Consider the following 21,742-nt stretch of genomic DNA (forward strand, 5'->3'; position numbering starts at 1 on the left):
GGCCCCGGACGGTAGTGATTTTGCTTGACCGTCCGCGCGCGCCCCACTAACCTCAAGTATATGTCGCGCTTGACCTTCGCCGCGCTCGCTTCAGTGCTCGTCTCGGCGCCCGCGGCGGCCCAACGAGTCCCAGCGCGCGACCTCCTCGAGTTCCCCCTCGGCCTGCTCGCCGACGCCCCGGCGTTGAGCACTCGCATGCCGGCAAGTCTCTGGAATCCGGCAAGCCGAGCCGCTGATTCCAGCGCGCGCGCGGACATCGGGCTCGCCGGCCTCACGACGCCGCAGAATCAAGGTGCTCAACTCGGAATGATCGGCGCGGAGTACAGGATTCGACCCGGACTCTCGGCGGCGATGTCATTCGCTCAGGCCTCGGTCAGCGACATCATTCACACCGAGAGCGACCCGCAGTCGATCGGCGGCGAGATTCCCTACGGCACCAGTCTTTTGTCGGCCGGACTGGCGATGACTCGCCGCGGCTCGAGTTTGGGCATCTGGTCGGCGGGGCTGGCCGCGCGGTATCGCTGGGCGACGGTCGATCAGGACAACGGAGGCGCGTTTTCTCTCGACGGTGGCGTGATCGTCGACAGAATTCTCGGCACGCCGCTGCGCGGCGCCGCGTCGACCTTTCTACTGAGCGCCAAGTCGGATGAGGCGGCGACGTTCATGGCGGCTGTCGACGCTCCGGTGTTTCGCCGTGATTCGACGGTCGTGCGAGCGGGTTACTCGGCGTCGGTCACTCAATCGAGAGGGCGCGACGACTATGTGTTCACGAGCGTCGACTACCGGTGGCTCAATGTCAGCGGCGGGTTCGATTGGACGAGCGCGTTCGGCGACCAAGACCGCCGGCTGCGGCTAGCCGTGGGACTTCGCTATGCATCGTACTTGGTGGCCGTGGCGCGCGAAGACGGCGCGGCGGGCCTCGGCGCGAACTACCAGTTTCTCGTGACCCGCTCCATCCGATGACGACGAGCTCCCCGAATCCTTCTTCGCCCGCCGAATCGCGGGTGAACCTGTTGAACCTCACGCCGGCCGCGGCGCAGGCGGCGCTGTCGGCGTTTCTCGAGCGCAACGGCGAGCCCAAGTACCGCGCGGCCCAGATCGCCCGACGACTCTGGGTGAATCCCGCGCCGAGGTTCGATCAGATGACCGAGCTCCCCAAGGCGCTGCGTGAGAAGCTGGCCGAGTCGTTCGATCTGCCGCGCCTCGAGATTGCGGCGCGGCAGAAGTCGTCGGACGGCACCGAGAAGTTTCTCTTCCGTCTCGCCGACGGCGAAGCGATCGAAAGTGTCGCCATTCCCGAAGGCGACCGCGTCACGTTGTGCATCTCGTCGCAGGCCGGCTGCGCGCTGCAGTGCGCGTTCTGTGCGACGGGGGCGATGGGGTTCAGCCGGAACCTTTCGACGTTCGAGATCGCCGGCCAAGTCCGCGAGATGCGACTGCTCGATCCGCCGATCGACATCACCAACGTCGTGTTCATGGGCATGGGCGAGCCGCTCATGAATTGGCAAGCGGTCGACCGCGCCCTCACGCTCCTCAACGATCCAGCCGGTCAGGGAATCGGCGCGCGCCACATCACCATCTCCACCGTCGGCGTGCTGCCGGGGATCGTCGCGCTCGGTGAACGTCCGGAACAGTTTCGCCTCGCGATCTCGATCCACGCGCCGAGCGATTCGCTGCGTCGCGAGCTGATGCCGATCAACACCAAGTATCCGCTCGCCGACGTCATTCGCGCGGCCAAAGTCTTCGACCGGCGCGTGACGTTCGAGTACGTGATGCTCGGCGGCGTGAACGACGGACCGGAGCACGCGATCCAGCTCGCGGCGCTGGCCCGCGAGTGCCGCGCGTTCGTCAACCTGATCCCGTTGCACCCGGGCGGCGCGCGCGGCTTCACCCCGACGAGCCCCGACGGCATTCGCGCGTTCGCGCGAGAGCTGCGCGATGCGGACGTCGAGGTCGCGGTTCGAAAGAGTCGCGGCGTGGACATCGCCGCGGCGTGCGGACAGCTACGGGTGGAGCGCCTCGGCCGGCGGACGCCACGTCGCCCCGAGCACGACGGCGACATCCAGGTAGCGTGAGCTGTCCGGGCGCGTCTGAATGCGCGCCGGCGCGAACAACGCAGCGACGCGCTTCGCCCATTCCGGGTGTCCCGACAGGTCGATCACGAGCGTCGTGTCCGTTTGCTTGCTCGACGTGCCCGTTTCGACGACGTCGAAGCCGCGGCCCCTGAGCAGGGTCGTCGCTCGGTGCGCGAGTCCGCGTACGCGCGTGCCGTTGAGGACCTGCACGCGGACGCGAACGCTTTCCGGCGCGACGACGCCCGCTCGCGTGGGAGTTGTCGGCGGAGAACTGGACGTATTGGACCGCGAGAGCGCGACCCCGCCCGCGCCGATTGCCATCAAGACCGCGACGCCGGCGACGATCCAGCGGCGGCTCATCGAACTTCGTTCCACAACCCCACCGTTTCGGGAAAGAGCGTGAACCCTTCGCGAAGCGCGTGCTCCAGCCGCGTGCGAAGCACTTGGCGGAACACGCCGTCGAAATCGTGCGGCACCTGCACGGCGAGAAACGCGCGGTAGCTCTTCAAGAACCCGCGGCCCGGCTCGAGGAAATCAGCCATGTAGAGCGCCCGTCCCGTGCGATCCCAATGCGGCGAGCCGACGGTGTGATAACGCACCGCTTCGAGCAGCGGCGCGTTCGTGTTGCCCTGCGATTCGAGCAGGTTCGCCACGGCCGGTCCATGAAGCAACTCTTCCTCGCGCGTCTCGTCGGCGGAGAGCCGCCGCAGATCGGCTTCCGGCGCGTCGCGCAACGCGTCGTGCAGCAGTCCCGCGTCGTACCACGTCTGGCGCTCGCTCTCGGCGATCTCGAGCTCGTCCGCCCAGCGCATCAACAATCCGACCACGCGGGCGATGTGCCCCATTCGCTTCTCCGTCACGCAGGCCCACCCCGGCATCGCGAGGCGCGACTCGCTGGCTTGCCGTGTCATCGCTTCTCCCGGAGCTCGGCGAGCTCACGTTGCCAGAACGCTCGATTCGCCAACCCCGGATGCGGAATCTCGAGGTCGGGATCGCTCGCTGTCTGTGCGTCGAAGCACACGATGTCCAGATCGAGCGTGCGAGAATCCCAACGACGATGCCGCGTGCGACCCTCTCGCTCTTCGATCGCCTGCAATCCGTCCAGCAGTTCGCGGGGCGTCAGCGACGTCTCGAGCGCCACCATCTGGTTCAGGTACATCGGTTGATCGAATTGGCCGAGTGGAGCGGTCTCCTCGATCGAAGACTCGGCGACCACGCGGCTGGACGGCAGCTGAGCCAGGGCGTCTCGCGCGTGCGCCAGATGCTCGTCGCGGTCGCCGAGATTCGAGCCCAGCGCGATGTACGCCACGTCACGCATCGGCTCGCCGCTCGACGACCACCTCGGCGTACGCGAGTGGCCCCGGAAGGGCGACGTGCGGTTTGCGCACCGCCACGCGCGCCGTGCGAATCCGCGGCGAGTGGTCGAGCGCCGACTTGGCGACGCGCGCGGCGAGTCCTTCCAGGAAGCTCGTCTGGCCGACCACGGCGTTCGCGGCGAGCGCGTAGAGCTCGCGATAGTCGATCACGCCTTCTCCGGGCGCCACCGTCACGGTGAGATCGATCTCGATCGGCTGCGGAATGTCGCGCTCGTGCGGCAGGATGCCGACGAGCCCGTGGAAACGCATCGCGTGGAGCGTGATCTCCACGTCGGACGCGCCGCCGGAAGGCGCGGTCTTGCCAGCGCGGCGAATCACGCGGCGTCGATCGCCGCGCGCAGCGACGCCGCGAGAGCGACCGCCTGTGAAACGGTTTCTCCGGCCGCGCGGACGATCGCGCTGCCGACGACGACGCCGTCGGCGATTCCCGCGACGCGCGCCGCCTGCTCCGGACGCGACACGCCGAAGCCCACGCACACGGGGAGCGACGTCGCTTCACGGAGCCGTCGAGCCGTCGCCGGAAGCTCGGCGGGCAAATCGTCGCGCGCGCCCGTCACGCCGAGCCGGCTGATGAGGTAGACGAAGCCACGCCCGTGTTCGCCGATCTCTCGCATGCGCTCGAGCGGCGTCGTCGGCGCGACGAGCCGGATGAACTCGAGCGGTCCCTCGCCGATGCGCGCTTCGCGTTCCGGGTCGGCCCCCACCGGGAGATCGGTCAGCAACAACCCGCTCATCCCGGCCTGCGCCGCGCGAACGAGTGCGTCGTCGCCCGCGGCGAGAATCGGGTTGAGATAGCTGAACAGCACGAGCGGAATGCGCACGTTCGCCTGCCCGACGAGGTCGAGCAGCCTGTCGAAGTTCATTCCAAGCTCGAGCGCGCGCTGGGAGCTCGCCTGGATCACCGGACCGTCGGCCATGGGGTCGGAGAACGGCAGGCCAAGCTCGATGACATCGGCGCCGGCGTCCTCGAGGCCGCGCATCAGCTCGATGGTTCGAGCCTCGTCGGGATATCCCGCCGTGATGTACGGAACCAGCGCCCGCCGGTTCCGCGCGCGAAGCTCGGCGAACCGACGGGCTATGACGTCAGACGAAATAGTCGCCAATCCGGATGCCATACCGTTGTGGGTCTTCGGTCTTGATGATCGTGCGAAGATACACGCCGTCGGCGTTTCGGTCGGCCAGATCGGCGAGCACGCCCGGATGCGACAGGTTGCCGAGCGCGTCCGCGATGATGCGCACGATCGGGCGCGAGAGCATGTCCGCGATCGGATTGACCGCGTGCACGATCGCCAGCTCGAACGTGTCGAGGACGACCAGCGTGCCGACCGGGTACACGCCGGTCAGGTTGATGAACGCTTTGAGGATCACGGCGTCCATGCCGCGCCGTGGATTGTCGCGCATCTCGCGCATCACTTCGGCCGGGCTCCATGGAACCGTCTGGTACACGCGCCGCGACGTCGCCGCGTCGAAGCTGTCCGCGATCGCGACGATCTTGCTGAACACGCCCATCTTCCGCGCGTGCGTCGTCCGCGGATATCCGCTCAGGTCGATCTTCATGTGGTGCTCGTACGCAACGACCATCGAGCGGTACGGCAGCTCCTGCATTCCGCGGACCTGAAAGAGCGCGAACACGCCGAGCCACGGGTGGGCGGCCATCTGCACCCATTCCGCTTCCGTGAGGCCGTCGGCTTTGGTCAGCAATCCCTGCGGCACGCGCGACTTGCCGATGTCGTGAAAGAGCGCGGCCATGCCGAGGTCGTACAGCTGGAGCTTGGTAAGCCCCAACCGCTTGCCGAGTGCGACGGAGAAAATGCAGACGTTCACGCTGTGGGTGAACGTGTACTCGTCGTAGTCGCGCAGCGTCGTCAGCCCGATGAGCGAGGTCTCCTCGTTCAGGATCTGATCGACGATTCCCTGCACCACGCGCTTCACCTTCTTGATGTTCGCGCTGGCGCCCATGCGCACCGATGTCATGAGGTCGCGCGTCGCGGCGACCGACTGCGCGTAGGTGCGCTTCGCGCGTTCTTTGTTCTTCTCGAGGTCGTCGTCGTTGTGATCGGTCGGCGGCGTGAGCGTGAACGCCGTCACGCCGGCGCCGGCGAGCTTTTGAATGAGCTGGTCGAACCGCGCCCCCGGATCGTCCGCGCTCGGCGTCTGCAACAGCGAAAGAAAGATCAGCCAGTCCTTGGCTTCGACCTTTGGCTCGAGCGTGATGCTGCCGATGCCGGCGCCGCGGAACAACGCGAGGAGGTGGCTGAAGCTCGCGAAGTTGTCGAGGTCGAGGCGTAGGCGAGTCTGGTTCACGAAGATGAACTCGCCCGACATGCGCAGCTCGAGCTCTCCGGCCAGCTCGAATAGCGACCGTGCCTGGGCGGTCACGTCGGCGAGTGCCTTTTGCACCGCGGCGTTTTCGACGGGATAGAGCTTTACCGCCCGCAGCGCGCCGTACAGAGTGAAGATGAGGCTGCGCCCGGCGCGGCGGACCTGTGCGTCGCTGACCGAATCGCTGGCGTGCGGGGACGCGCCCGGTGCGCGTGCCGGCGCCGTCATCGGGTGGCTCCGGTCTGGCCGCGCAGCGCGCGCGTCACGGCGTTTCGCACGATGACGTCTTTTTCGGCCGCCGCCTTCCGCAGCGCCTCGAGCGCCGCCGGCGATCCGATGCGGCCCAGGGCCATCGCCGCGCAGGCGCGCAGCTCATCGTCCTCGCGACGGCCGAGGAATCCTCGCCCGTTGAGAATACCGTCGCACAGCGCGATACCGGCCTCGCCCGCGACGGCCCCGTATGCCTCGAAGAAGGCCATGCGCTCGGTGAGGTCGGCGTTCCGCACCTTGCCTTTCACCGCGGCCTCGAGCCGCGCCGCGGCCGGACGATGCGGCTGCGCCGCGTACGCGCGCGCCGCTCCGACGCGCACTTCGCGGTCGTCATCGTCGAGTGCGCGCTCGAGCGCCTGCAGCGCGCCGGGCGAACCGATCGACGCCAGCGCGCCAACGGCCACCTGACGGCGCTCGACGTCGCCGCCGGCGAGCACCTTCGCGAGCTGCGGGACGGCTCCCTGCGCCTTGAGTCCGCCCGAGCGACGGATCGCCTCGAGCGACACGTCGGAATCGGGCGAGTCGATGAGCTTCACCAACTGCGCGGTGTTCGCGGACGCCAGTCGTTCGGCGGCCGACTCCAACACCGGACGGAGTCGCTCGTTGCGCGTCCGATTGAGCCATTGAAACACCGTGGCGAGCGCCGTCGGCTGCAGCTCGGCGAACAGTGCCTCGAGGTCGGCGGCGGGCGGAAGCTCCGGCGAGTCGTCGAGCACCTGAAGCAATTGGGCCAGCGTCTCCGGCGCGCTGAGGCGAATCGGCAACTCCGCGAGGCGCTGCCGGTGCTCGGGGGCCATGTCCTGCACGCGCGCCAGCGTTGCCTGCGCTTCGCGAAGCGCGAACGCCGCGCCGCGGAAATGACTCGCGACGAGGAGAAACGCCATCAGCGTGTGGACGTCTTCGATCGCCTCGGCGCGCACCGCCGGATCGGTTTGGCCGTCGACGATGTCGAACAGCGCCGCGATCACGTTCGTGCGCAGATCCTGCGCATACTCGCGCGCGATCTCGCCCTGCAGGTATTCGATCTCCGGCTCGTCCAGGAAGTAGAGCGTGGAGTCGAAGTCGGCCATGTTGACCACCGATGCGACGCTCGTCTCGGGCGGCGGCTGGTGCGCCGCGTTGGCGATTTCCTCGGGCGACGCCGGTTGCACCTCGGTGCCGTCGACCGGCTCGGCGCCGCTCATGTCCTGGCTGAGGTCGATGTAGCGGTACTTGAGGTGCACGAAGTCCGCTTCCCAGAACATCGCGACCAGATCGTCGTCATCGGGCTGCGCGTGGCGCGCGCGCTGCGTGACCTCGAGGAACTTGACGACCTCCGATGCCTCGAAGCCTTTGCTGATCGTGATCTCTCGAAGGCCGTCCTTGTACAGCAGCCACGCGAGGTTGTCGGCGTTCTTCTCGCTGTTCGACTCGCCGGACACCACCGCGTCGTACCACCGGAGATCCGTCTCGCCGACGGCGAGTGTGAACTCGTCGGTGTTTTTCCAGATCGGACCGAATCCCGCGCGCAGCGCGTCGATCGCGCCGCGGTAGATCGGGTTGTTCGGCAGATAGAGCTGGTGCGCGCGCCCGGCCTTCCCGATCAGTCGCAGCCACTCTTCGATGGCTGCCGGCGAGAACGGCGGCTCGCCCGTGTCGGGCGCGCGTGGCGCCGTGGTGAGCGCGGCGGTCGGCGGCGACGAGGGCGACGTCACTTTTCCAGGATGCCCATCGCGCTCACCTGCGCGACGTCTTTGTCGCCGCGGCCACTGACGCAGAGCAGCACCGGCTCGTCGCGCTTCCATCGCCCGCGCTGCGACGCGATCCAGCTTACCGCGTGCGCCGTCTCGAGCGCGGGGATGATTCCCTCGAGACGGCTCAGCAAGCCGAATCCTTCGAGAGCCTCGCGGTCGGAAACCGCGACGTACGTCGCGCGCCCGGTATCCTTCAAGTACGAGTGCTCGGGTCCGACCCCCGGGTAGTCCAGCCCGGCCGAGATCGAGTGCGCGGGATACACCTGCCCGTGCTCGTCCTGGAGCAAATAGCTGAAGGATCCGTGAAGGACACCCGGACGGCCGCGAGCGAGAGAGGCGGAGTGACGCCCGGTGTCGAGGCCATCGCCCGCCGCCTCGACGCCGACCAGCTCGACCGCGGCGTCATCGACGAATGCGTGGAACGCTCCCATCGCGTTCGATCCCCCTCCGACGCATGCGACGACCGTCTTCGGCAGCCTGCCGGCGCGCTCCAGCATCTGCGCTTTCGCTTCGCGGCCGATCACGGACTGAAAATCGCGCACCATACGCGGGTACGGCGACGGGCCGACCACCGATCCGATGATGTAGTACGTGTCGTTGACGTTCGTCACCCAGTCGCGAATCGCCTCGGTCGTGGCGTCCTTGAGCGTACGAGTGCCGCTCGACACGCCGACGACCGTGGCGCCCATGAGCCGCATGCGGAAGACGTTCAGCTCCTGGCGCCGCATGTCTTCCTCGCCCATGTACACGACGCACTCGAGCCCGAAGCGCGCGCACACGGTCGCCGTGGCGACGCCATGCTGCCCCGCCCCGGTCTCGGCGATGATGCGCCGCTTGCCCATGCGGCGTGCGAGCAGCGACTGGCCGACCGTGTTGTTGATCTTGTGCGCGCCGGTGTGGTTGAGATCCTCGCGCTTGAGCCACACCGGCGCCCCGACGTACTCGGAAAAGCGCGGCGCTTCGGTCAACGCCGACGGACGCCCGACGTAGTTCGTCAGCATCTCTTCCAGCTCGGCGACGAACGACGGGTCCACGCGCGCCTCATCGTACGCGCGCTCGAGCTCATCGATGGCGGGAATCAGCGTCTCGGGGACGTATCGTCCGCCGAACACGCCGAACCGGTCGCTCACGTGCGTCTCAGTGATCGTCGTCGCGGTCATTTTCCAGCAGGCCCCGCTGCGTCGCGGAACAGACGCATCTGATTGTGATCCTTGATCCCGGGCGCCGACTCCACTCCCGACGACACGTCGACGACGTCGGGGGCGAGCGCGGCGATCGCCTGAGGCAAATTGGTCGCGCGCAGCCCTCCCGCCAGTATTACGCGTTTTCCCTCGCGCAGCCATCGCACCGTCGTCGCCAACGCATTCCAGTCGAACGGGACGCCCGAGCCTCCCGGCGAATTCGGAACGTACGAGTCGAAAAACAGGATGTTGGAATCGGAGATGATCCACATCGCGCCGGCGGGCAGCTCGCCGCCCGAGACGCGAATGACCGGCCACACCTCGGCATCGACGGCGGCGCGAATCTCGGCGACACGCGCCGGATCGAGCGTGCCGTGCAACTGAACCGCGCGCAGCGACAGCCGTCTCGCGATTCGCGCGATCTCCGCCGGCGCCTGATCGCCGAAGACCCCGACCCGGCCGACGTCGCGCGGCACGTCGGCCAACACCTCGGCCGCGCGATTCTCCGTCAACAGGCGAGGGCCGCCCGCGAAGATCACCCCGACGTACGAGGCGCCCAGCTCCGCCGCCGCGAGGGCATCCTCCGCGCGCGTGAGCCCGCAGAACTTGATCGCCGGTCGCGCCGATTCAGTCGACACGTGGCTGCCTTGGCACGTTCGTGAGTCCGCGAACGGCGGCCGACGGATCCGTCGCCGCCGAGACCGCCGAGCCGACGAGTATTGCATCGGCATGGCCGTTGGCCGCGCGCTCGACGTCCCCGCGCTGGCTGACGCCACTCTCGAAGATCGCGACGAACCGCGCCGGAATCCTCGCGATGACTTCCTCGGCGCGGCCTGCGTCGATCACGAGCGTCTCGAGATTGCGGTTGTTGACCCCGATGGTCGTCGCGGCGCTGCTCGCCGACGACGCGTCGATCGCGCGCTGAAGCTCGTCGAGGTCACGCACCTCGAGCAGGACTTCGAGCTGGAGGTCGTCCGCGGCGCGAACGAGCTCGACGAGTGAGTCCGGCGACAGCGCGCGGACGATGAGCAGCGCCGCCGACGCGCCGATCGCTTTCGCTTCGAGCAGCTGGATCGGGTCGACGTGAAAGTCCTTTTTGAGAACCGGCAGCGCGACTCGGTCGCGAACGGCGACGAGGTCATCGACCGATCCGCCGAAATGATCGGGCTCCGTCAACACCGAGATTGCCGCGGCGCCGCCCGCGGCGTACGCGGCGGCCTGCTCGACGGCTGACATTCCCGGGTTGATCCAGCCCTTCGAGGGCGACCGGCGCTTCACTTCCGCGATGACGGCCACGTCGCGCCGACGGAGGGCCGCGCCGAAAGGCGCCGCATCGGCGACGCCGGCGGCCGCTTGCTCGAGCTCGCTCCGGCGCCCGGTCAAGGCGTCGGCGCGACGCCGCGCCTCCTCGACGAGGCGTCCGAGCGTACCCCCGGGGGCCGTCCAAGCAGTCGACGCTTGCACTTCGGTACCTATTCGGATATCGTAGGATTCGGGTCTTCTTCGGTGAATCGGGTCCATGAGACCTTCAACCCGACTGAACAGGTCACTGTCCAATGCCGCTCACGAAGCGCCAGCGCGAAATACTAAACTACCTCACGGCTTACACCGAGCAAAACGGCTTTGCGCCGAGCTTCGAGGAGATCGCCGAGAACTTTGATTACAACTCGCTCGCGACGGTCCACGAGCACCTGACGAACCTCGAGCGCAAGGGCTACATCAAGCGAAGCTACAACGAGAGTCGCGCGATCGAGATTCTCCCCACCGAGGCGACTCCACGGGCCATCGAGCTCCCCCTGCTCGGCGCCGTCGCCGCGGGTGTGCCGATCGAAGCGCTCGAGCACGGCGAGACGCTGACTGTTCCCGAGGCGCTCATCGGGCGGTCCGGCAGCCACTACGTCCTTCGCGTTCGCGGCAACTCGATGATCGACGAACAGATTCGCGACGGCGACTTCGTCGTGGTCAACGAGCGGCAGCGGGCCGACAACGGCGAGATGGTGATCGCGATGCTCAACGGGTCATCGGCCACGGTAAAGAAGTTCTACCGGGAACGCGACGGGCGCATTCGCCTCCAGCCGGCCAACGAGACCATGCAGCCGATGTACGTCCATGAGAATGACATCACGATTCAGGGGATCGTGGTCGGGGTGCTTCGTCGCTATTAAAGGCTGACGGCGCAGCTGACTAAAAGGCGCGACGAAGTAAAGGCGCGGACTTCCGAGGAGCGCGTCAGGTCTTGGGGCGTGAGAACGCAGCGCGCAGCCGTTGGAGGGCCGCGAGACCGGCGCCTGATTTCACGGCTGATGTGGCGGCGGAAACGCCGTCCTCGAACGTCGGGGCGACGCCGGCGACGTAGAAGGCTGCGGCGGCGTTGAGGACGACGGCCGCGGTGGCCGGGGCGTTTCCCGCCCCGCGCAACACGTCGAGGACCGTCGCAGCGTTTTGCGCTGGTGTGCCGCCGGCGATTTGGTCGACCGAGCCGGCGCCGAGGCCGTAGCGCGTTGGCGTAATCTTCCACTCGGTGACCGAACCGTTTCGGATCTCCATGACGGCGCTGTCGGCGAATGGCGAGATCTCGTCCATTCCCTCGCCGTGCACGACAAGCGCGTGAATCGCGCCGAGTTCGGCGAGCGCGCCGGCGATGAGCGGTAGGCGGCGGGCGTCCGACACACCGACCACTTGCCGTCCCGCTCCCGCGGGGTTCGCCAGCGGCCCGATCAGGTTCATGACGGTGTGAACGCCCAACTCTCGTCGCACCGGGCCGACGTGGCGCATCGCCGGGTGCATGAGCGGAGCGAACATGAACACCACGCCGGCGTCGGCCAGCGCGCTGGCCATCGTCGTCACGGGGGCGTCGATGGAAACGCCGAGGGCTTCGAGAATGTCGGCGCTGCCGCACTGCGTCGTGAACGACCGGTTGCCATGCTTCGCGACGCGAATGCCGCTTCCGGCAGCGACCAGTGCGGCCGCCGTCGAGATGTTGAAGGTGCTGATCGATCCGCCGCCGGTCCCGCACGTGTCTACCAGCTCGTCGGGACGCTCGGCGGGCAAATGCACCATGACGCGTCGGAAGGATCTCACCACGGCAGCGAGCTCCGCTGGCGTTTCGCCGCGGACGCGAAGACCAATCAAGAGCGCCGCGATCTGCGCCGATGTCGCGTCGCCGGCAAGGACGACGTCGAATGCGGCCGTCAGCTCCTGCGGGTCGGCTGGTTCACCCGCGGTGAGACGACGAACGGTGGAAAGAAGCGCGTTGGGCGACGAGCTACCGGACACTGAGCGCCTCGACGAGGCGTTCCGGCAGTCGAGCGTGTGAGGCGACGATGGAAATTACGAGACCGAGCAGGCGCACGCGGTCTACATCCTCTTCCGTAAAGATCCCCTGCATGGCGCGGTTCGCCACGTTCACGACGCCGACCAGCTCGTCGTGATAGACCAACGGGAAGCTAATGAAAGACCCCGTCGTGAAATGTCCATCCTGTAGCAGCGGGTGGGTGTGCGCCTCGGTGGCGTCTCGGACGAGCACGGGTTCTCTCGCCTGAGCGACGCGGCCGGCCACGCCCTGCCCCATCGCGACGCGCAGCCCCTCCATGACTCCGGGAGCGACGCCCTTGGCGGCGGCGATGTAGAGGCAGTTGCCCTCAGGCGTGCGGAGCATCAGCGAACAGCGGTTCGCGTGCATCTCGTCGCCGACCAGCGAGAGCAGCCCGTCGGCGAGCTGACGCGGATCGTCCGTCGAGGCGTCGAGTGTCAAGACCTTGTCGATCAAATAGATAGTGCGTGTCTTTTGACGCACTGCTTCACTTCGCCGGTGCAGCTCGACGTGGGCTTTCTCGAGCTGCTCCACGGCCGACGCAACCGTCGCGTCGACGATCTCCGCTCGCTTGAGCGCGCGGCGCGCGTCTTCAGTCGCACGGGCCAATTCTCGCTCGAGCGCGAAGACTCTCGCCGAGTCTTCGGCCGGCTCGCTGTTGGCGGCGGTCATTCGTGTCTCCAAGTCACCGAGCCGCGCTTCGTACTCGCCGTGCACGCGCTGAGTGACGTCCTCGAGCGTGCGCACCGCTTCTTCCCGCGCGCCGCGCTCGAGGAATCGGAGGTAGGCGAGCTCGAACAGAGCGATCGCCGGAAGAAAACGCTCGGCGGTGCGCGCTCCGAACAGCTTCCGCGTCTCGTACAGCACGAGCAGCGCGGTCAGGTGTCCGTCGAAGCGAAGGCCGCGGACGTTGAGCCACCCCGTCTCGCTGCCGAACGCCGGAATCTGGAACAGACGCGCGAACTCGTCGCCCGAGTCCGCGAAATCCACGAACTGTCCGCCCGCGCCAATCGCCGTGCGCTCGCGCGTCGGGAGATGGTCGAAAGTCGTGTCGAGCGAGACGCTTTCCATTCCGTTCGGCGTCAGCAATACGCGCTCGCACAGCATCTCACGCCGCTCGTCGAAGTGGACGAGCGCCAGCCGGGCAACGCGATCGACTTCCGCGAGAGCCTCGCCGAGTGCGGACAACGCGCCGTCCGCGTCGGCGGAGACGGTCAGTGCATGCGCGAGCGACGAGAGCGTGCGTGGGGGCATCGAGGAGCGAAATGGGCCGGTGGTGGAGCTTCGTTTTCGTCAGGTCAACGCCGTGTAACGTGAGGCGACTCCACACTATGACGCACGAGCGCGTTGCTTGACACACTCTCGGGTTTCTCTAGCTTTCAGTCGATGGCCGAACGCACCGTGCGACTCGTGTTGCACTATGACGGGGCCGGATTTAGTGGATGGCAGCGCCAGCCGGAAACGCGCACCGTCCAAGGGGTTTTGGAGGCGGCACTCGAGCGCCTCACGGGCGCGGCGATCGCCGCCCTGGCCTCCGGCCGGACCGACGCTGGTGTGCATGCGCGAGGACAAGCGGTTGGCGTTCGGGTGCCGGACCGGTGGAGGGGGGGCGTTCACGAACTGCGGCGCGCGCTGAATGCCGTGCTCCCGCCGGACGTCTGGGTTGCCGCGGCGACCGAGATGAAAAACGAATTCCATGCGCGCTACAGTGCGGTGAGCCGGCGGTACAGTTACTACGTCGGCACCGATGACGAAGCTCATTCCCCGTTTCGTGGCCGGTACGAGCTGGCATTCGGGCAGCCCCTGGATCGGAGCGCTCTGGATGCCGCCGCCGCCCGCATCGCGGGCGAGCACTGCTTTCGGGGCTTTGCCGTTCGCGGTACCGCTCCTGCGCATGACGATCATCGCTGTCGCGTGATTCTGGCACGCTGGCGTGATCGCGCCGGCGGGGGAGGGCTGGTGTTCGAGATCGAAGCCAACCGATTTCTACATCACATGGTGAGATTTCTCGTCGGGACGATGCTCGACGTCGGTTCGGGCCGCCGCTCGGCCGATGACGTGGCACGCCTGCTGAACGCAGAAACGAACGAGGACACGTCGCCGCCGTCCGCGGCGCACGCGCTATTCCTCGATGACGTGACGTATCCGCCGGACCTTTATCTCCAACCGGCAAGGACCGCCGTATGAAGTCGCCAGTATTTCCGATGCTGTTGACTGCCGTCGTCGCGAGCTGCGCTCAGCCGTCGGGCACCTCGAACGGGCGGGGGGCGGGAGGGTCGGCGGCCGGACGGCTCGTCAACGCCATTCCCGCGGCGCAGTCGGCGGCGACAGTCTCGGCGTCGCGTCAGAACGCCATCACGAACGCCGTCGCCCAAATCTCGCCGTCCGTCGTGACCGTGCAGACCGAGCAGGTCAACCAGCAGGCTCCCCAAAACCCGTTCGATTTCTTCTTTGGGCAGCAGCAGCCGCGCACCTCGGCGGGGCTCGGCACCGGATTCGTGGTGAAGTCCGACGGCGTCATCGTGACCAACGCGCATGTCGTCCTCGGCGCGACCAAGGTTTCGGTGATGATGCGCGACGGAAGCGTCTTCCCCGCGAAGGTCCTCGGCTCGGACGAAGCGAACGACATCGCGGTGCTTCGCATCGACGCGAAGAACCTTCCCGACGCCAAGATCGGCAACTCGAACGCGCTGCTCATCGGCGAGTGGGCCATCGCGATCGGCAATCCGTTCGGCTTCTACCTTGGCAACAGCGAACCGAGTGTGAGCGTCGGCGTCATCAGCGCGACGCAGCGCAACCTCATCGCGCCGGGCGAAGGACAGGCATCGTACTACGACATGATCCAGACCGACGCGGCGATCAATCCCGGCAATTCGGGCGGGCCGCTCGTCAACGCCGACGGCGAGGTCATCGGCGTGAACAGCAGCATCTTCTCGCCAAGCGGCGGATCGGTCGGGCTCGGATTCGCGATTCCCATCAACCGCGTCGAGCGCGTCGTGGACGATCTGATCAACCACGGCTCGATCCGCAGCCCGTGGATCGGCGTGCACCTGCGTCAGTCGAATTCGTCGAATCCGCGCGACGTCATCGCGCAGGGCGCGTTCATCGCGGCCGTCGAGCCGGGATCGCCCGCCGCGAAAGCAGGTCTCCAGCCGGGCGACGACATTCTGCGCGAGGGAAGCCGCGTCATTCACAATCCCTTCGACTGGCAAGCGGCCTTGCTCGACCTGCGCGTCGGACAGCCGGCGCGGCTGCACGTGAAACGCGGCAACCGCGAGTTCGACGTCGACGTCCAAGTGAGCGATCTGCCCGAGGTGACGGCGCCGAAAGTCCAAGTGCTTCGCGAGCTGAGTCTCGTGAGCGTGACGCCGTCGATCGCGTCGGAGCACGGGCTGCGAAACGCGCGCGGCGCGCTCGTCTACAGCGTCAGCCAAACGGTCTCCGACCAGACGGGGCTGCAGACCGGCGACGTGATCGTGCAGATCAACAACATTCCGATTCGCGCGGCCGAAGACGTTCAGAAGGCGATCGACTACTACGGCAGCCGCACCTATCTCCGTGTCACGCTCGTGCGCCAGGGTCAACTCGGAATGACGGAGTTCGCGCTTCGATGACCGACCACGATCGCTACTCGTCGCCGCTCGCCGAGCGATACGCATCCAAAGCGATGCTGTCGCTCTGGTCGCCGGCCGAGCGATACGGCCAGTGGCGGCGTCTGTGGCTGGCGTTGGCCGAGGCGGAGCGCGACCTCGGCGTCGCCATTCCGGAAGCGGCGCTCGTCGAAATGCGCGCGCATCTCGACGACATCGACTTCGCGGCGGTCGCGTCGTACGAAAAACGCTTCCGCCACGACGTGATGGCGCACATCCACGCGTTCGGCGACGTCGCGCCGGCCGCGCGCGGCTTCATCCACTTTGGCGCGACGAGCGCCTACGTCACGGACAACGCCGATCTGATTCTGATGCGGCGCGGGCTGCAGCTGCTGCGTGCGAAGGCGATCCGCGTCATCCGCGCGCTGGCGGCCTTCGCGCGCGAGTGGCGGCACGAGCCGACGCTCGGCTCGACGCACCTACAGGCGGCGCAGCCGACGACCGTCGGCAAGCGCGCGGCGACGTGGCTGCAGGATCTCGTGCTCGACGTGGCCGACCTCGATCATCGCATCGCCACCCTGCCCTGCCGCGGCGTGAAGGGCACGACGGGCACGCAGGCCAGCTTTCTCGAGATCTTCGGCGGCAGCCACGAGAAGGTGCGGGAGCTCGACCGGCGCGTCACGGCGGCGATCGGATTCCCGCACTCGATTCCCGTTTCGGGGCAGACGTATACGCGCAAGCTCGACGCGCAGATTCTCGGCACCGTCGCCGGCGTCGCGTCGAGCGCGATGAAGTTCAGCGGCGATGTGCGCGTACTCCAATCCGTGGGCGAGATCGAGGAGCCGTTCGAGAAGGAACAGGTCGGATCGTCGGCCATGGCGTACAAGCGTAATCCGATGCGCTGCGAGCGGATCGCGTCGTTGGCGCGGTTCGTCATCTCGCTCGAGCCGAACGCGAATCTCACCCACGGCACGCAGTTCTTCGAGCGTACGCTCGACGACAGCGCGAACCGCCGGCTCGTGATCCCCGAGAGCTTCCTCGCCACTGACGCGATCCTCGTGCTGATGGAGAACGTGACCCGCGGTCTCGAGGTTCATCCGGCGCGCATCCGCCGCCGTCTCGCCGACGAGCTTCCGTTCATGGCCACCGAAGAGCTCATCGTGCGCGCGGTGCACGCCGGTATTGACCGCCAAGCCGCGCACGAGTGCATCCGGCGGCACAGCATCGAAGCGGCGCGCGCCCTCAAGGACGGTGCCGAGCGAAACGACCTGCTCGACCGCTTGGCGGCCGACACCGAGTTCGGCGTCTCGATCCGCGACCTCGAGGCCGCGCTCGAGCCGCACCGGTTCGTCGGGCGCGCGCCCGAGCAGGTCGACGAGTTCCTGCGCGAAGTGGTCGACCCGCTGCTCGTCGCGGAAAACATTCAATCGGAAGCCGAGGACGTGCGCGTATGACCGTCGCTGAGCTCACCGGCATTCCTCTGCGCCATCTTCGCCGCGGCAAAGTCCGCGAAGTGTACGTCGTCGACGACGACCGGTTGCTGCTCGTGGCGACCGATCGCGTCAGTGCGTTCGACGTCGTGATGGCCGAGCCGATTCCGCACAAGGGCGCCGTTCTCACCCAGATCACCGCGTGGTGGCTCCGCCAGTTCGAGAGCCTCGTGCACCACCACATGCTCTCGGCCGACGTCGACGAGATCGTCGCAATGGTGCCCTCGCTCGCCGACCATCGATCGGCGCTCGCCGGCCGCGCGATGTTGTGCCGGCGGACGGAGGTGTTTCCCGTCGAATGCGTCGTGCGCGGGTATCTCTCCGGCTCGGCCTGGAAGGAATACCGCGAGCACGGGACGCTCGCCGGCGAAGCGCTGGCGCCGGGGCTTCGCGAGAGCGAGCGCTTCGAGCCGGCGATCTTCAGTCCGGCGACCAAAGCCGAATCGGGCCACGACGAGAACATCACCAAAGCGCGAATGGCGGCGACGGTGGGCGACGCGGTTGCCACGGAGCTGGAACGACTGAGCCGCCTGGTCTACGAGCGCGGCCGCGAGATCGCCGCGGCGCGCGGAATCATCATCGCCGACACGAAATTCGAGTTCGGCCGCGGCCGCGACGGAAACATCACGCTCATCGACGAAGTGCTCACGCCGGATAGCTCGCGCTTCTGGCCCGCCGACTCGTACGCGCCGGGCCGTGGACAGCCGAGCTTCGACAAACAGCCGCTGCGCGACTATCTCGACGGCGAGCGGCGCGCCGGGCGGTGGAACGGCGACGCACCGCCTCCACCGCTGCCACAAGCCGTCGTGGACGCGACGAGCGCGCGGTACGTCGACGCGTTTCGGCGCATCACGGGCTCGCCGCTCGACGACGTGCTGGGCGCGCAGGGAGCATCCTCGTGAATTTCGCCCGCGAGGGCTTGAGCTTCATCGTCATCGCGGCGCTCGTCGCCGCCGGCGTCTTCGGCATCGCGCTCGTGCGACGCTCGTGGGGGCTGTGGCTGTTCGCGTTCGTCCTGGCGCTCATCGCGCTTTGGGTCGCGTACTTTTTCCGTGATCCGGTGCGCACCGGAGAACGGGGCGAGCGTCTCGTCATCGCGCCGGCCGACGGCAAGGTCGTGATGATCACGGAAGTGAACGAGCCCACCTTCATGAAGGAACGATCGGTCCGCCTCTCCATTTTCATGAACGTGTTCAACGTTCACGTGAACCGGTACCCGGTGAGCGGCGTCGTCCGTCTCGTCGATCACACGCCGGGACGCTTCGCCAACGCGGCGACCGAGCAGTCGAGCCTCGAGAACGAACAGACGTCGATCGGCATCGAATCGGGATCGAATCACGTGTTGGTGCGACAGATCGCCGGTCTCATCGCGCGCCGCATCGTCACCGACTCCCGGGTCGGCGAGCGCGTGCAACAGGGCGAGCGCATGGGGCTGATTCGATTCGGCTCGCGTGTCGACGTCTTTCTGCCGGCCGGCGCCGCGCTGCGGGTAAAGGTCGGCGACATCACCTTCGCGGGCACCACCGTGCTCGGTGAGCTGACCGGCCAATGATCGCCATGCGACGCGGCCAGGGCGGCGAGCGCCGGCACCGAAAGGTTGTTCGGCGCGCCGTGGTGCTGATGCCGAACGGGTTCACGCTCTTCAACCTGTTTTGCGGCGTCTACGCGATCATCCTCGCCATCCGCGGCGAGTTCTCGGCTGCGCCCGCGTTCATCGTGCTCGGCGGCATCGCCGACGTTCTCGACGGGCGAGTCGCGCGCGCCACCGGCACGGGGAGCCGATTCGGCGAGGAGCTCGACTCGCTCGTCGACGCGATCTCGTTCGGCCTCGCGCCGGCGATCATGATGTACCTCGAGCTGCCGAGCCACGGCACGTGGGAATGGTTGTTCGTCTTCATCTTCACCGCGTGCGCGGTGATGCGGCTCGCGCGCTTCAACATCGAGCAAGCGGGACGGAAGAAGACGTACTTTCACGGCCTCCCCACGCCGGCCGCCGGCCTCACCCTCGCCACGTACTACTGGTTCAGCCAAACGCCGTTGTACAGCAAGTCCGTCATACTGTTCACGGACAGCACGCTCTCGGATCTGCCCTGGCACGTGATCCTGCGCGGGTTGATGGCGGTTCTCGCCGCGCTGATGATCAGCGAGGTTCCGTACCCGAACGTGCCGGCCGTGGGTTGGAGGACGCCGCGCAAGCTCATCGGCTCGATCGTCGTGCTCGGCTCGATCGTGTTGCTGCTCGTGCGGCGCGAGGAATTCATCTTCCCCGCGCTCCTCGCCTACGTCGTCTATGGATTCGTGCGCGCGGCCGTCCTCGGCATGCTGAGCCGCGCGGGATCTCCGGAAGAGGCCTACGGCGACGAAGAACCCGAGCCCGAGGCGGAAACGCGCCGCTCGCCGCCGGCTCGAACGTCGCCGAAGCTGGCGGCGTCGGGCATCTCCGGCGAGACGTTCGACGCGCGTCCTCACGATTCGCGTCCGCACGGGCGAAACGACGGAGGCGGCCGCGACGACGACCGCCGGGAATCGCGCGATGGAACAGGCGCCCGCGCGGGTGGCGAGGGAAGCGACGCGAAATTCTCGCGACGGCGCCGCCGCCGACGCGGACAGCGCGGCAATCGGCCTCCACACTCACCGGGGTCGCCGTCCTCGCCGCCGCCGTCCGGGCAGCAAACTCCACCTCCTGACTCTCAGACCGGAAAGCCTGAATGAGCCGATATCGCATCGCCGTTCACATCACGCCGCGCCGGGGCATCCTCGATCCGCAGGGCCGCACCGTCGCCGACGCGTTGCACACGCTCGGGTTCTCGGGCGTGCGCGACGTTCACGTCGGACGCCATCTCGTGGTGGAGCTCGACGCGGGCGACGCGGAGGAAGCGGAGCGGTCGACGCGCGAGATGTGCGACCGCCTTCTCGCCAACCCCGTCACGGAGGATTTTTCCATCGCCGCCGTGGAGGCCACATGAAGTTCGGCATCGTCACCTTTCCCGGGTCCAACTGCGACTACGATACCTACCGCGCGGTGGTCGACGGGATCGGCGAAGAGGCGACCTTTCTCTGGCACAAGGACCACGATCTCCAGCAGAGCGACGTGGTGATCTTGCCCGGCGGATTCTCGTACGGCGACTACCTGCGCCCCGGCGCGATCGCGCGATTCAGTCCGATCATGCGCGAGGTGGTCGCGTTCGCGAACCGCGGCGGGCCGGTGATGTGCATCTGCAACGGATTTCAGATCGCCTGCGAGGCGGGCCTCCTCCCCGGCGCGTTGCTGCGCAACGAAAGTCTGAAGTTCGTGTCCGAAACTGTATCAGTTCGTGTCGAATCGACCGAGACGCTGTTTACCAACCGGTACGAGGCCGGCCAGGTGCTCAGAATACCCATTGCCCACGGTGATGGTCGTTACACGGCGGACCAGCAAACGGTCGATAGACTGGAAGGCGAAGGGCGCGTGGTATTTCGCTACGTGGGCGGTCCGGGCGACGCCGACGAGTGGTGGAGCCCGAACGGCTCCGCGCGCGCCATTGCCGGAATCGTCAACGACGCGGGAAACGTGCTCGGCATGATGCCGCACCCCGAGCGTGCCGTCGATGCGCTGCTGGGGTCCAACGATGGACTCGGCGTTTTCGAATCGGTGCTCGCCCGCGTCACTGCATGAGGAAACTGCAATGATCGCGTTTGTCCTTGCCGTCACGGTCGCCGCCTCGCAAGTCGTTGGACAGGGTCCGCCGACGATCGATCCGGGCATGACCCGCGCCCAGGTCGTGGCCAAGCTGGGTGAGCCGATGTCCACGCGCACCTACGAGGGCCACACCTACCTGCTCTACAAGAACGGCTGCGAGCGCTCCTGCGGCATGAGCGACCTCGTCGTCCTCGACAGCGACAAAGTCGTCGACGCGATCTTCCGTTCGAACGCGCGCCACTTCTCGGGCACGAGCAGCTCGCCGCGCATGATGTCGCTGGCCGACCTCCACCCGACGGAGGACAAGGCGATCACCGTCGCGGAGGCCGAGAAGGCCCAACAGCCCGAGAAGCCGGCGAGATTCGAGAAACACACCAAGGTCGCCAAGGTCGCGAAAGTCGCGGCGCCGCAGCTCGAGACGGCGACGAGCGACAAGACCGACAAAGTCGCCAAGGTCGAAAAGCCCGCGAAGCCCGTCAAGGTAGAGAAAGCCGAAAAAGCCGTGAGCGTCGACAACGGCGAGACCGCGCCGAGCAAACCGGCGGTCGAGAAGCCGGCACCCGCTCCGGCGCCGGCGGCGGCGCAGCGTCCCGCCGCTCCGCCCAAGCTGCCGGAAGTGATCCGGCCCGCGCCGACGCCCAAGAAGGACACGGCGAAGAAAGCGGGCGCGGTCGTCAAACCTGAACCGAACCCCAAACCGAAGAGTTGATTAG

The 21,742-nt window shown here is 67.3% G+C and carries 24 protein-coding genes; 12 read left to right on the top strand and 12 right to left on the bottom strand.

Annotated elements, in window-relative coordinates:
* Positions 1-60: 60 nt before the first annotated feature.
* A complete protein-coding gene (locus tag VGQ44_08545; protein ID HEV8446856.1) occupies positions 61-963 on the top strand; it encodes a hypothetical protein in 903 nt (300 codons plus the stop codon).
* On the top strand, positions 960-2,075 hold the full coding sequence (rlmN, locus tag VGQ44_08550; GenBank protein ID HEV8446857.1) for a 23S rRNA (adenine(2503)-C(2))-methyltransferase RlmN: 1,116 nt from the start codon (positions 960-962) through the stop codon (positions 2,073-2,075). Before VGQ44_08545 ends, rlmN begins: the two co-directional genes overlap by 4 nt.
* Here rlmN and VGQ44_08555 read toward each other — a convergent pair.
* From VGQ44_08555 to VGQ44_08600, 10 genes are read right to left on the bottom strand one after another with little or no spacing between them, the layout of a single operon-like run.
* Positions 2,004-2,435, bottom strand: coding sequence for a LytR C-terminal domain-containing protein (locus tag VGQ44_08555; GenBank protein HEV8446858.1), 432 nt, complete (start codon positions 2,433-2,435; stop codon positions 2,004-2,006). The genes rlmN and VGQ44_08555 overlap by 72 nt on opposite strands.
* Positions 2,432-2,986, bottom strand: a complete 555-nt coding sequence (locus tag VGQ44_08560) for an HD domain-containing protein (GenBank protein ID HEV8446859.1) — start codon at positions 2,984-2,986, stop codon at positions 2,432-2,434. The genes VGQ44_08555 and VGQ44_08560 overlap by 4 nt, the downstream gene beginning before the upstream one ends.
* Positions 2,983-3,393 carry a 2-amino-4-hydroxy-6-hydroxymethyldihydropteridine diphosphokinase gene (gene folK, locus VGQ44_08565; protein HEV8446860.1) on the bottom strand — a complete coding sequence of 137 codons (411 nt, stop codon included), beginning with the start codon at positions 3,391-3,393 and terminating at the stop codon, positions 2,983-2,985. Before folK ends, VGQ44_08560 begins: the two co-directional genes overlap by 4 nt.
* The gene (locus tag VGQ44_08570) at positions 3,386-3,769 is read right to left on the bottom strand and encodes a dihydroneopterin aldolase (GenBank protein ID HEV8446861.1); all 384 of its coding nucleotides are present in this window, start codon (positions 3,767-3,769) and stop codon (positions 3,386-3,388) included. Before VGQ44_08570 ends, folK begins: the two co-directional genes overlap by 8 nt.
* Positions 3,766-4,566 carry a tryptophan synthase subunit alpha gene (gene trpA / locus VGQ44_08575; protein ID HEV8446862.1) on the bottom strand — a complete coding sequence of 267 codons (801 nt, stop codon included), beginning with the start codon at positions 4,564-4,566 and terminating at the stop codon, positions 3,766-3,768. The genes VGQ44_08570 and trpA overlap by 4 nt, the downstream gene beginning before the upstream one ends.
* Complete coding sequence (locus tag VGQ44_08580) at positions 4,535-6,001, bottom strand: HD domain-containing phosphohydrolase (protein ID HEV8446863.1); 1,467 nt, start codon at positions 5,999-6,001, stop codon at positions 4,535-4,537. The genes trpA and VGQ44_08580 overlap by 32 nt, the downstream gene beginning before the upstream one ends.
* A complete protein-coding gene (locus VGQ44_08585; protein HEV8446864.1) occupies positions 5,998-7,737 on the bottom strand; it encodes a HEAT repeat domain-containing protein in 1,740 nt (579 codons plus the stop codon). Before VGQ44_08585 ends, VGQ44_08580 begins: the two co-directional genes overlap by 4 nt.
* A complete protein-coding gene (trpB, locus tag VGQ44_08590) occupies positions 7,734-8,936 on the bottom strand; it encodes a tryptophan synthase subunit beta (protein HEV8446865.1) in 1,203 nt (400 codons plus the stop codon). Before trpB ends, VGQ44_08585 begins: the two co-directional genes overlap by 4 nt.
* Positions 8,933-9,595, bottom strand: coding sequence for a phosphoribosylanthranilate isomerase (locus VGQ44_08595; GenBank protein HEV8446866.1), 663 nt, complete (start codon positions 9,593-9,595; stop codon positions 8,933-8,935). The genes trpB and VGQ44_08595 overlap by 4 nt, the downstream gene beginning before the upstream one ends.
* Complete coding sequence (locus VGQ44_08600; protein HEV8446867.1) at positions 9,585-10,421, bottom strand: indole-3-glycerol phosphate synthase TrpC; 837 nt, start codon at positions 10,419-10,421, stop codon at positions 9,585-9,587. The genes VGQ44_08595 and VGQ44_08600 overlap by 11 nt, the downstream gene beginning before the upstream one ends.
* A gap of 92 nt (positions 10,422-10,513) precedes the next feature.
* Here VGQ44_08600 and lexA point away from each other — a divergent pair, with 92 nt between their 5' ends.
* Positions 10,514-11,122, top strand: a complete 609-nt coding sequence (lexA, locus tag VGQ44_08605; protein ID HEV8446868.1) for a transcriptional repressor LexA — start codon at positions 10,514-10,516, stop codon at positions 11,120-11,122.
* A gap of 64 nt (positions 11,123-11,186) precedes the next feature.
* Here lexA and trpD read toward each other — a convergent pair whose 3' ends face one another.
* Together trpD and VGQ44_08615 are read right to left on the bottom strand one after the other, a co-directional pair.
* The gene (trpD, locus tag VGQ44_08610) at positions 11,187-12,233 is read right to left on the bottom strand and encodes an anthranilate phosphoribosyltransferase (protein HEV8446869.1); all 1,047 of its coding nucleotides are present in this window, start codon (positions 12,231-12,233) and stop codon (positions 11,187-11,189) included.
* The gene (locus tag VGQ44_08615; GenBank protein ID HEV8446870.1) at positions 12,223-13,524 is read right to left on the bottom strand and encodes a GAF domain-containing protein; all 1,302 of its coding nucleotides are present in this window, start codon (positions 13,522-13,524) and stop codon (positions 12,223-12,225) included. Before VGQ44_08615 ends, trpD begins: the two co-directional genes overlap by 11 nt.
* A 132-nt stretch (positions 13,525-13,656) precedes the next feature.
* Between VGQ44_08615 and truA the strand changes: the two genes are divergently transcribed.
* The 9 genes from truA to VGQ44_08660 are packed head-to-tail and all read left to right on the top strand — an operon-like array spanning position 13,657 to position 21,738.
* Positions 13,657-14,457, top strand: a complete 801-nt coding sequence (truA, locus tag VGQ44_08620; GenBank protein HEV8446871.1) for a tRNA pseudouridine(38-40) synthase TruA — start codon at positions 13,657-13,659, stop codon at positions 14,455-14,457.
* Complete coding sequence (locus VGQ44_08625) at positions 14,454-15,884, top strand: trypsin-like peptidase domain-containing protein (GenBank protein ID HEV8446872.1); 1,431 nt, start codon at positions 14,454-14,456, stop codon at positions 15,882-15,884. Before truA ends, VGQ44_08625 begins: the two co-directional genes overlap by 4 nt.
* Positions 15,881-17,314 carry an adenylosuccinate lyase gene (gene purB / locus VGQ44_08630; GenBank protein HEV8446873.1) on the top strand — a complete coding sequence of 478 codons (1,434 nt, stop codon included), beginning with the start codon at positions 15,881-15,883 and terminating at the stop codon, positions 17,312-17,314. Before VGQ44_08625 ends, purB begins: the two co-directional genes overlap by 4 nt.
* A complete protein-coding gene (locus tag VGQ44_08635) occupies positions 17,311-18,252 on the top strand; it encodes a phosphoribosylaminoimidazolesuccinocarboxamide synthase (GenBank protein HEV8446874.1) in 942 nt (313 codons plus the stop codon). Before purB ends, VGQ44_08635 begins: the two co-directional genes overlap by 4 nt.
* Positions 18,249-18,902: a phosphatidylserine decarboxylase family protein gene (locus VGQ44_08640; protein HEV8446875.1), complete on the top strand. Its 654-nt coding sequence runs from the start codon at positions 18,249-18,251 to the stop codon at positions 18,900-18,902. The genes VGQ44_08635 and VGQ44_08640 overlap by 4 nt, the downstream gene beginning before the upstream one ends.
* Positions 18,899-20,062 (top strand): CDP-diacylglycerol--serine O-phosphatidyltransferase, encoded by a 1,164-nt coding sequence (gene pssA / locus VGQ44_08645; protein ID HEV8446876.1) that lies wholly within the window; start codon positions 18,899-18,901, stop codon positions 20,060-20,062. The genes VGQ44_08640 and pssA overlap by 4 nt, the downstream gene beginning before the upstream one ends.
* Positions 20,059-20,316, top strand: a complete 258-nt coding sequence (purS, locus tag VGQ44_08650) for a phosphoribosylformylglycinamidine synthase subunit PurS (protein ID HEV8446877.1) — start codon at positions 20,059-20,061, stop codon at positions 20,314-20,316. The genes pssA and purS overlap by 4 nt, the downstream gene beginning before the upstream one ends.
* Positions 20,313-21,005, top strand: coding sequence for a phosphoribosylformylglycinamidine synthase subunit PurQ (gene purQ / locus VGQ44_08655; protein HEV8446878.1), 693 nt, complete (start codon positions 20,313-20,315; stop codon positions 21,003-21,005). Before purS ends, purQ begins: the two co-directional genes overlap by 4 nt.
* A gap of 10 nt (positions 21,006-21,015) precedes the next feature.
* On the top strand, positions 21,016-21,738 hold the full coding sequence (locus VGQ44_08660) for a hypothetical protein (protein ID HEV8446879.1): 723 nt from the start codon (positions 21,016-21,018) through the stop codon (positions 21,736-21,738).
* Positions 21,739-21,742: the final 4 nt, after the last annotated feature.

The organism is Gemmatimonadaceae bacterium, from assembly GCA_036003045.1.
Lineage (GTDB): Bacteria > Gemmatimonadota > Gemmatimonadetes > Gemmatimonadales > Gemmatimonadaceae > JAQBQB01.

Bases quoted from the DNA above. Each gene is read 5' to 3' on its own strand.
- VGQ44_08545 (HEV8446856.1), top strand. From the start codon at position 61: ATGTCGCGCTTGACCTTCGCCGCGCTCGCTTCAGTGCTCGTCTCGGCG.
- rlmN (HEV8446857.1), top strand. From the start codon at position 960: ATGACGACGAGCTCCCCGAATCCTTCTTCGCCCGCCGAATCGCGGGTG.
- VGQ44_08555 (HEV8446858.1), bottom strand. From the start codon at position 2,435: ATGAGCCGCCGCTGGATCGTCGCCGGCGTCGCGGTCTTGATGGCAATC.
- VGQ44_08560 (HEV8446859.1), bottom strand. From the start codon at position 2,986: ATGACACGGCAAGCCAGCGAGTCGCGCCTCGCGATGCCGGGGTGGGCC.
- folK (HEV8446860.1), bottom strand. From the start codon at position 3,393: ATGCGTGACGTGGCGTACATCGCGCTGGGCTCGAATCTCGGCGACCGC.
- trpA (HEV8446862.1), bottom strand. From the start codon at position 4,566: ATGGCATCCGGATTGGCGACTATTTCGTCTGACGTCATAGCCCGTCGG.
- VGQ44_08580 (HEV8446863.1), bottom strand. From the start codon at position 6,001: ATGACGGCGCCGGCACGCGCACCGGGCGCGTCCCCGCACGCCAGCGAT.
- trpB (HEV8446865.1), bottom strand. From the start codon at position 8,936: ATGACCGCGACGACGATCACTGAGACGCACGTGAGCGACCGGTTCGGC.
- lexA (HEV8446868.1), top strand. From the start codon at position 10,514: ATGCCGCTCACGAAGCGCCAGCGCGAAATACTAAACTACCTCACGGCT.
- VGQ44_08615 (HEV8446870.1), bottom strand. From the start codon at position 13,524: ATGCCCCCACGCACGCTCTCGTCGCTCGCGCATGCACTGACCGTCTCC.
- truA (HEV8446871.1), top strand. From the start codon at position 13,657: ATGGCCGAACGCACCGTGCGACTCGTGTTGCACTATGACGGGGCCGGA.
- VGQ44_08625 (HEV8446872.1), top strand. From the start codon at position 14,454: ATGAAGTCGCCAGTATTTCCGATGCTGTTGACTGCCGTCGTCGCGAGC.
- purB (HEV8446873.1), top strand. From the start codon at position 15,881: ATGACCGACCACGATCGCTACTCGTCGCCGCTCGCCGAGCGATACGCA.
- VGQ44_08635 (HEV8446874.1), top strand. From the start codon at position 17,311: ATGACCGTCGCTGAGCTCACCGGCATTCCTCTGCGCCATCTTCGCCGC.
- pssA (HEV8446876.1), top strand. From the start codon at position 18,899: ATGATCGCCATGCGACGCGGCCAGGGCGGCGAGCGCCGGCACCGAAAG.
- purS (HEV8446877.1), top strand. From the start codon at position 20,059: ATGAGCCGATATCGCATCGCCGTTCACATCACGCCGCGCCGGGGCATC.
- purQ (HEV8446878.1), top strand. From the start codon at position 20,313: ATGAAGTTCGGCATCGTCACCTTTCCCGGGTCCAACTGCGACTACGAT.
- VGQ44_08660 (HEV8446879.1), top strand. From the start codon at position 21,016: ATGATCGCGTTTGTCCTTGCCGTCACGGTCGCCGCCTCGCAAGTCGTT.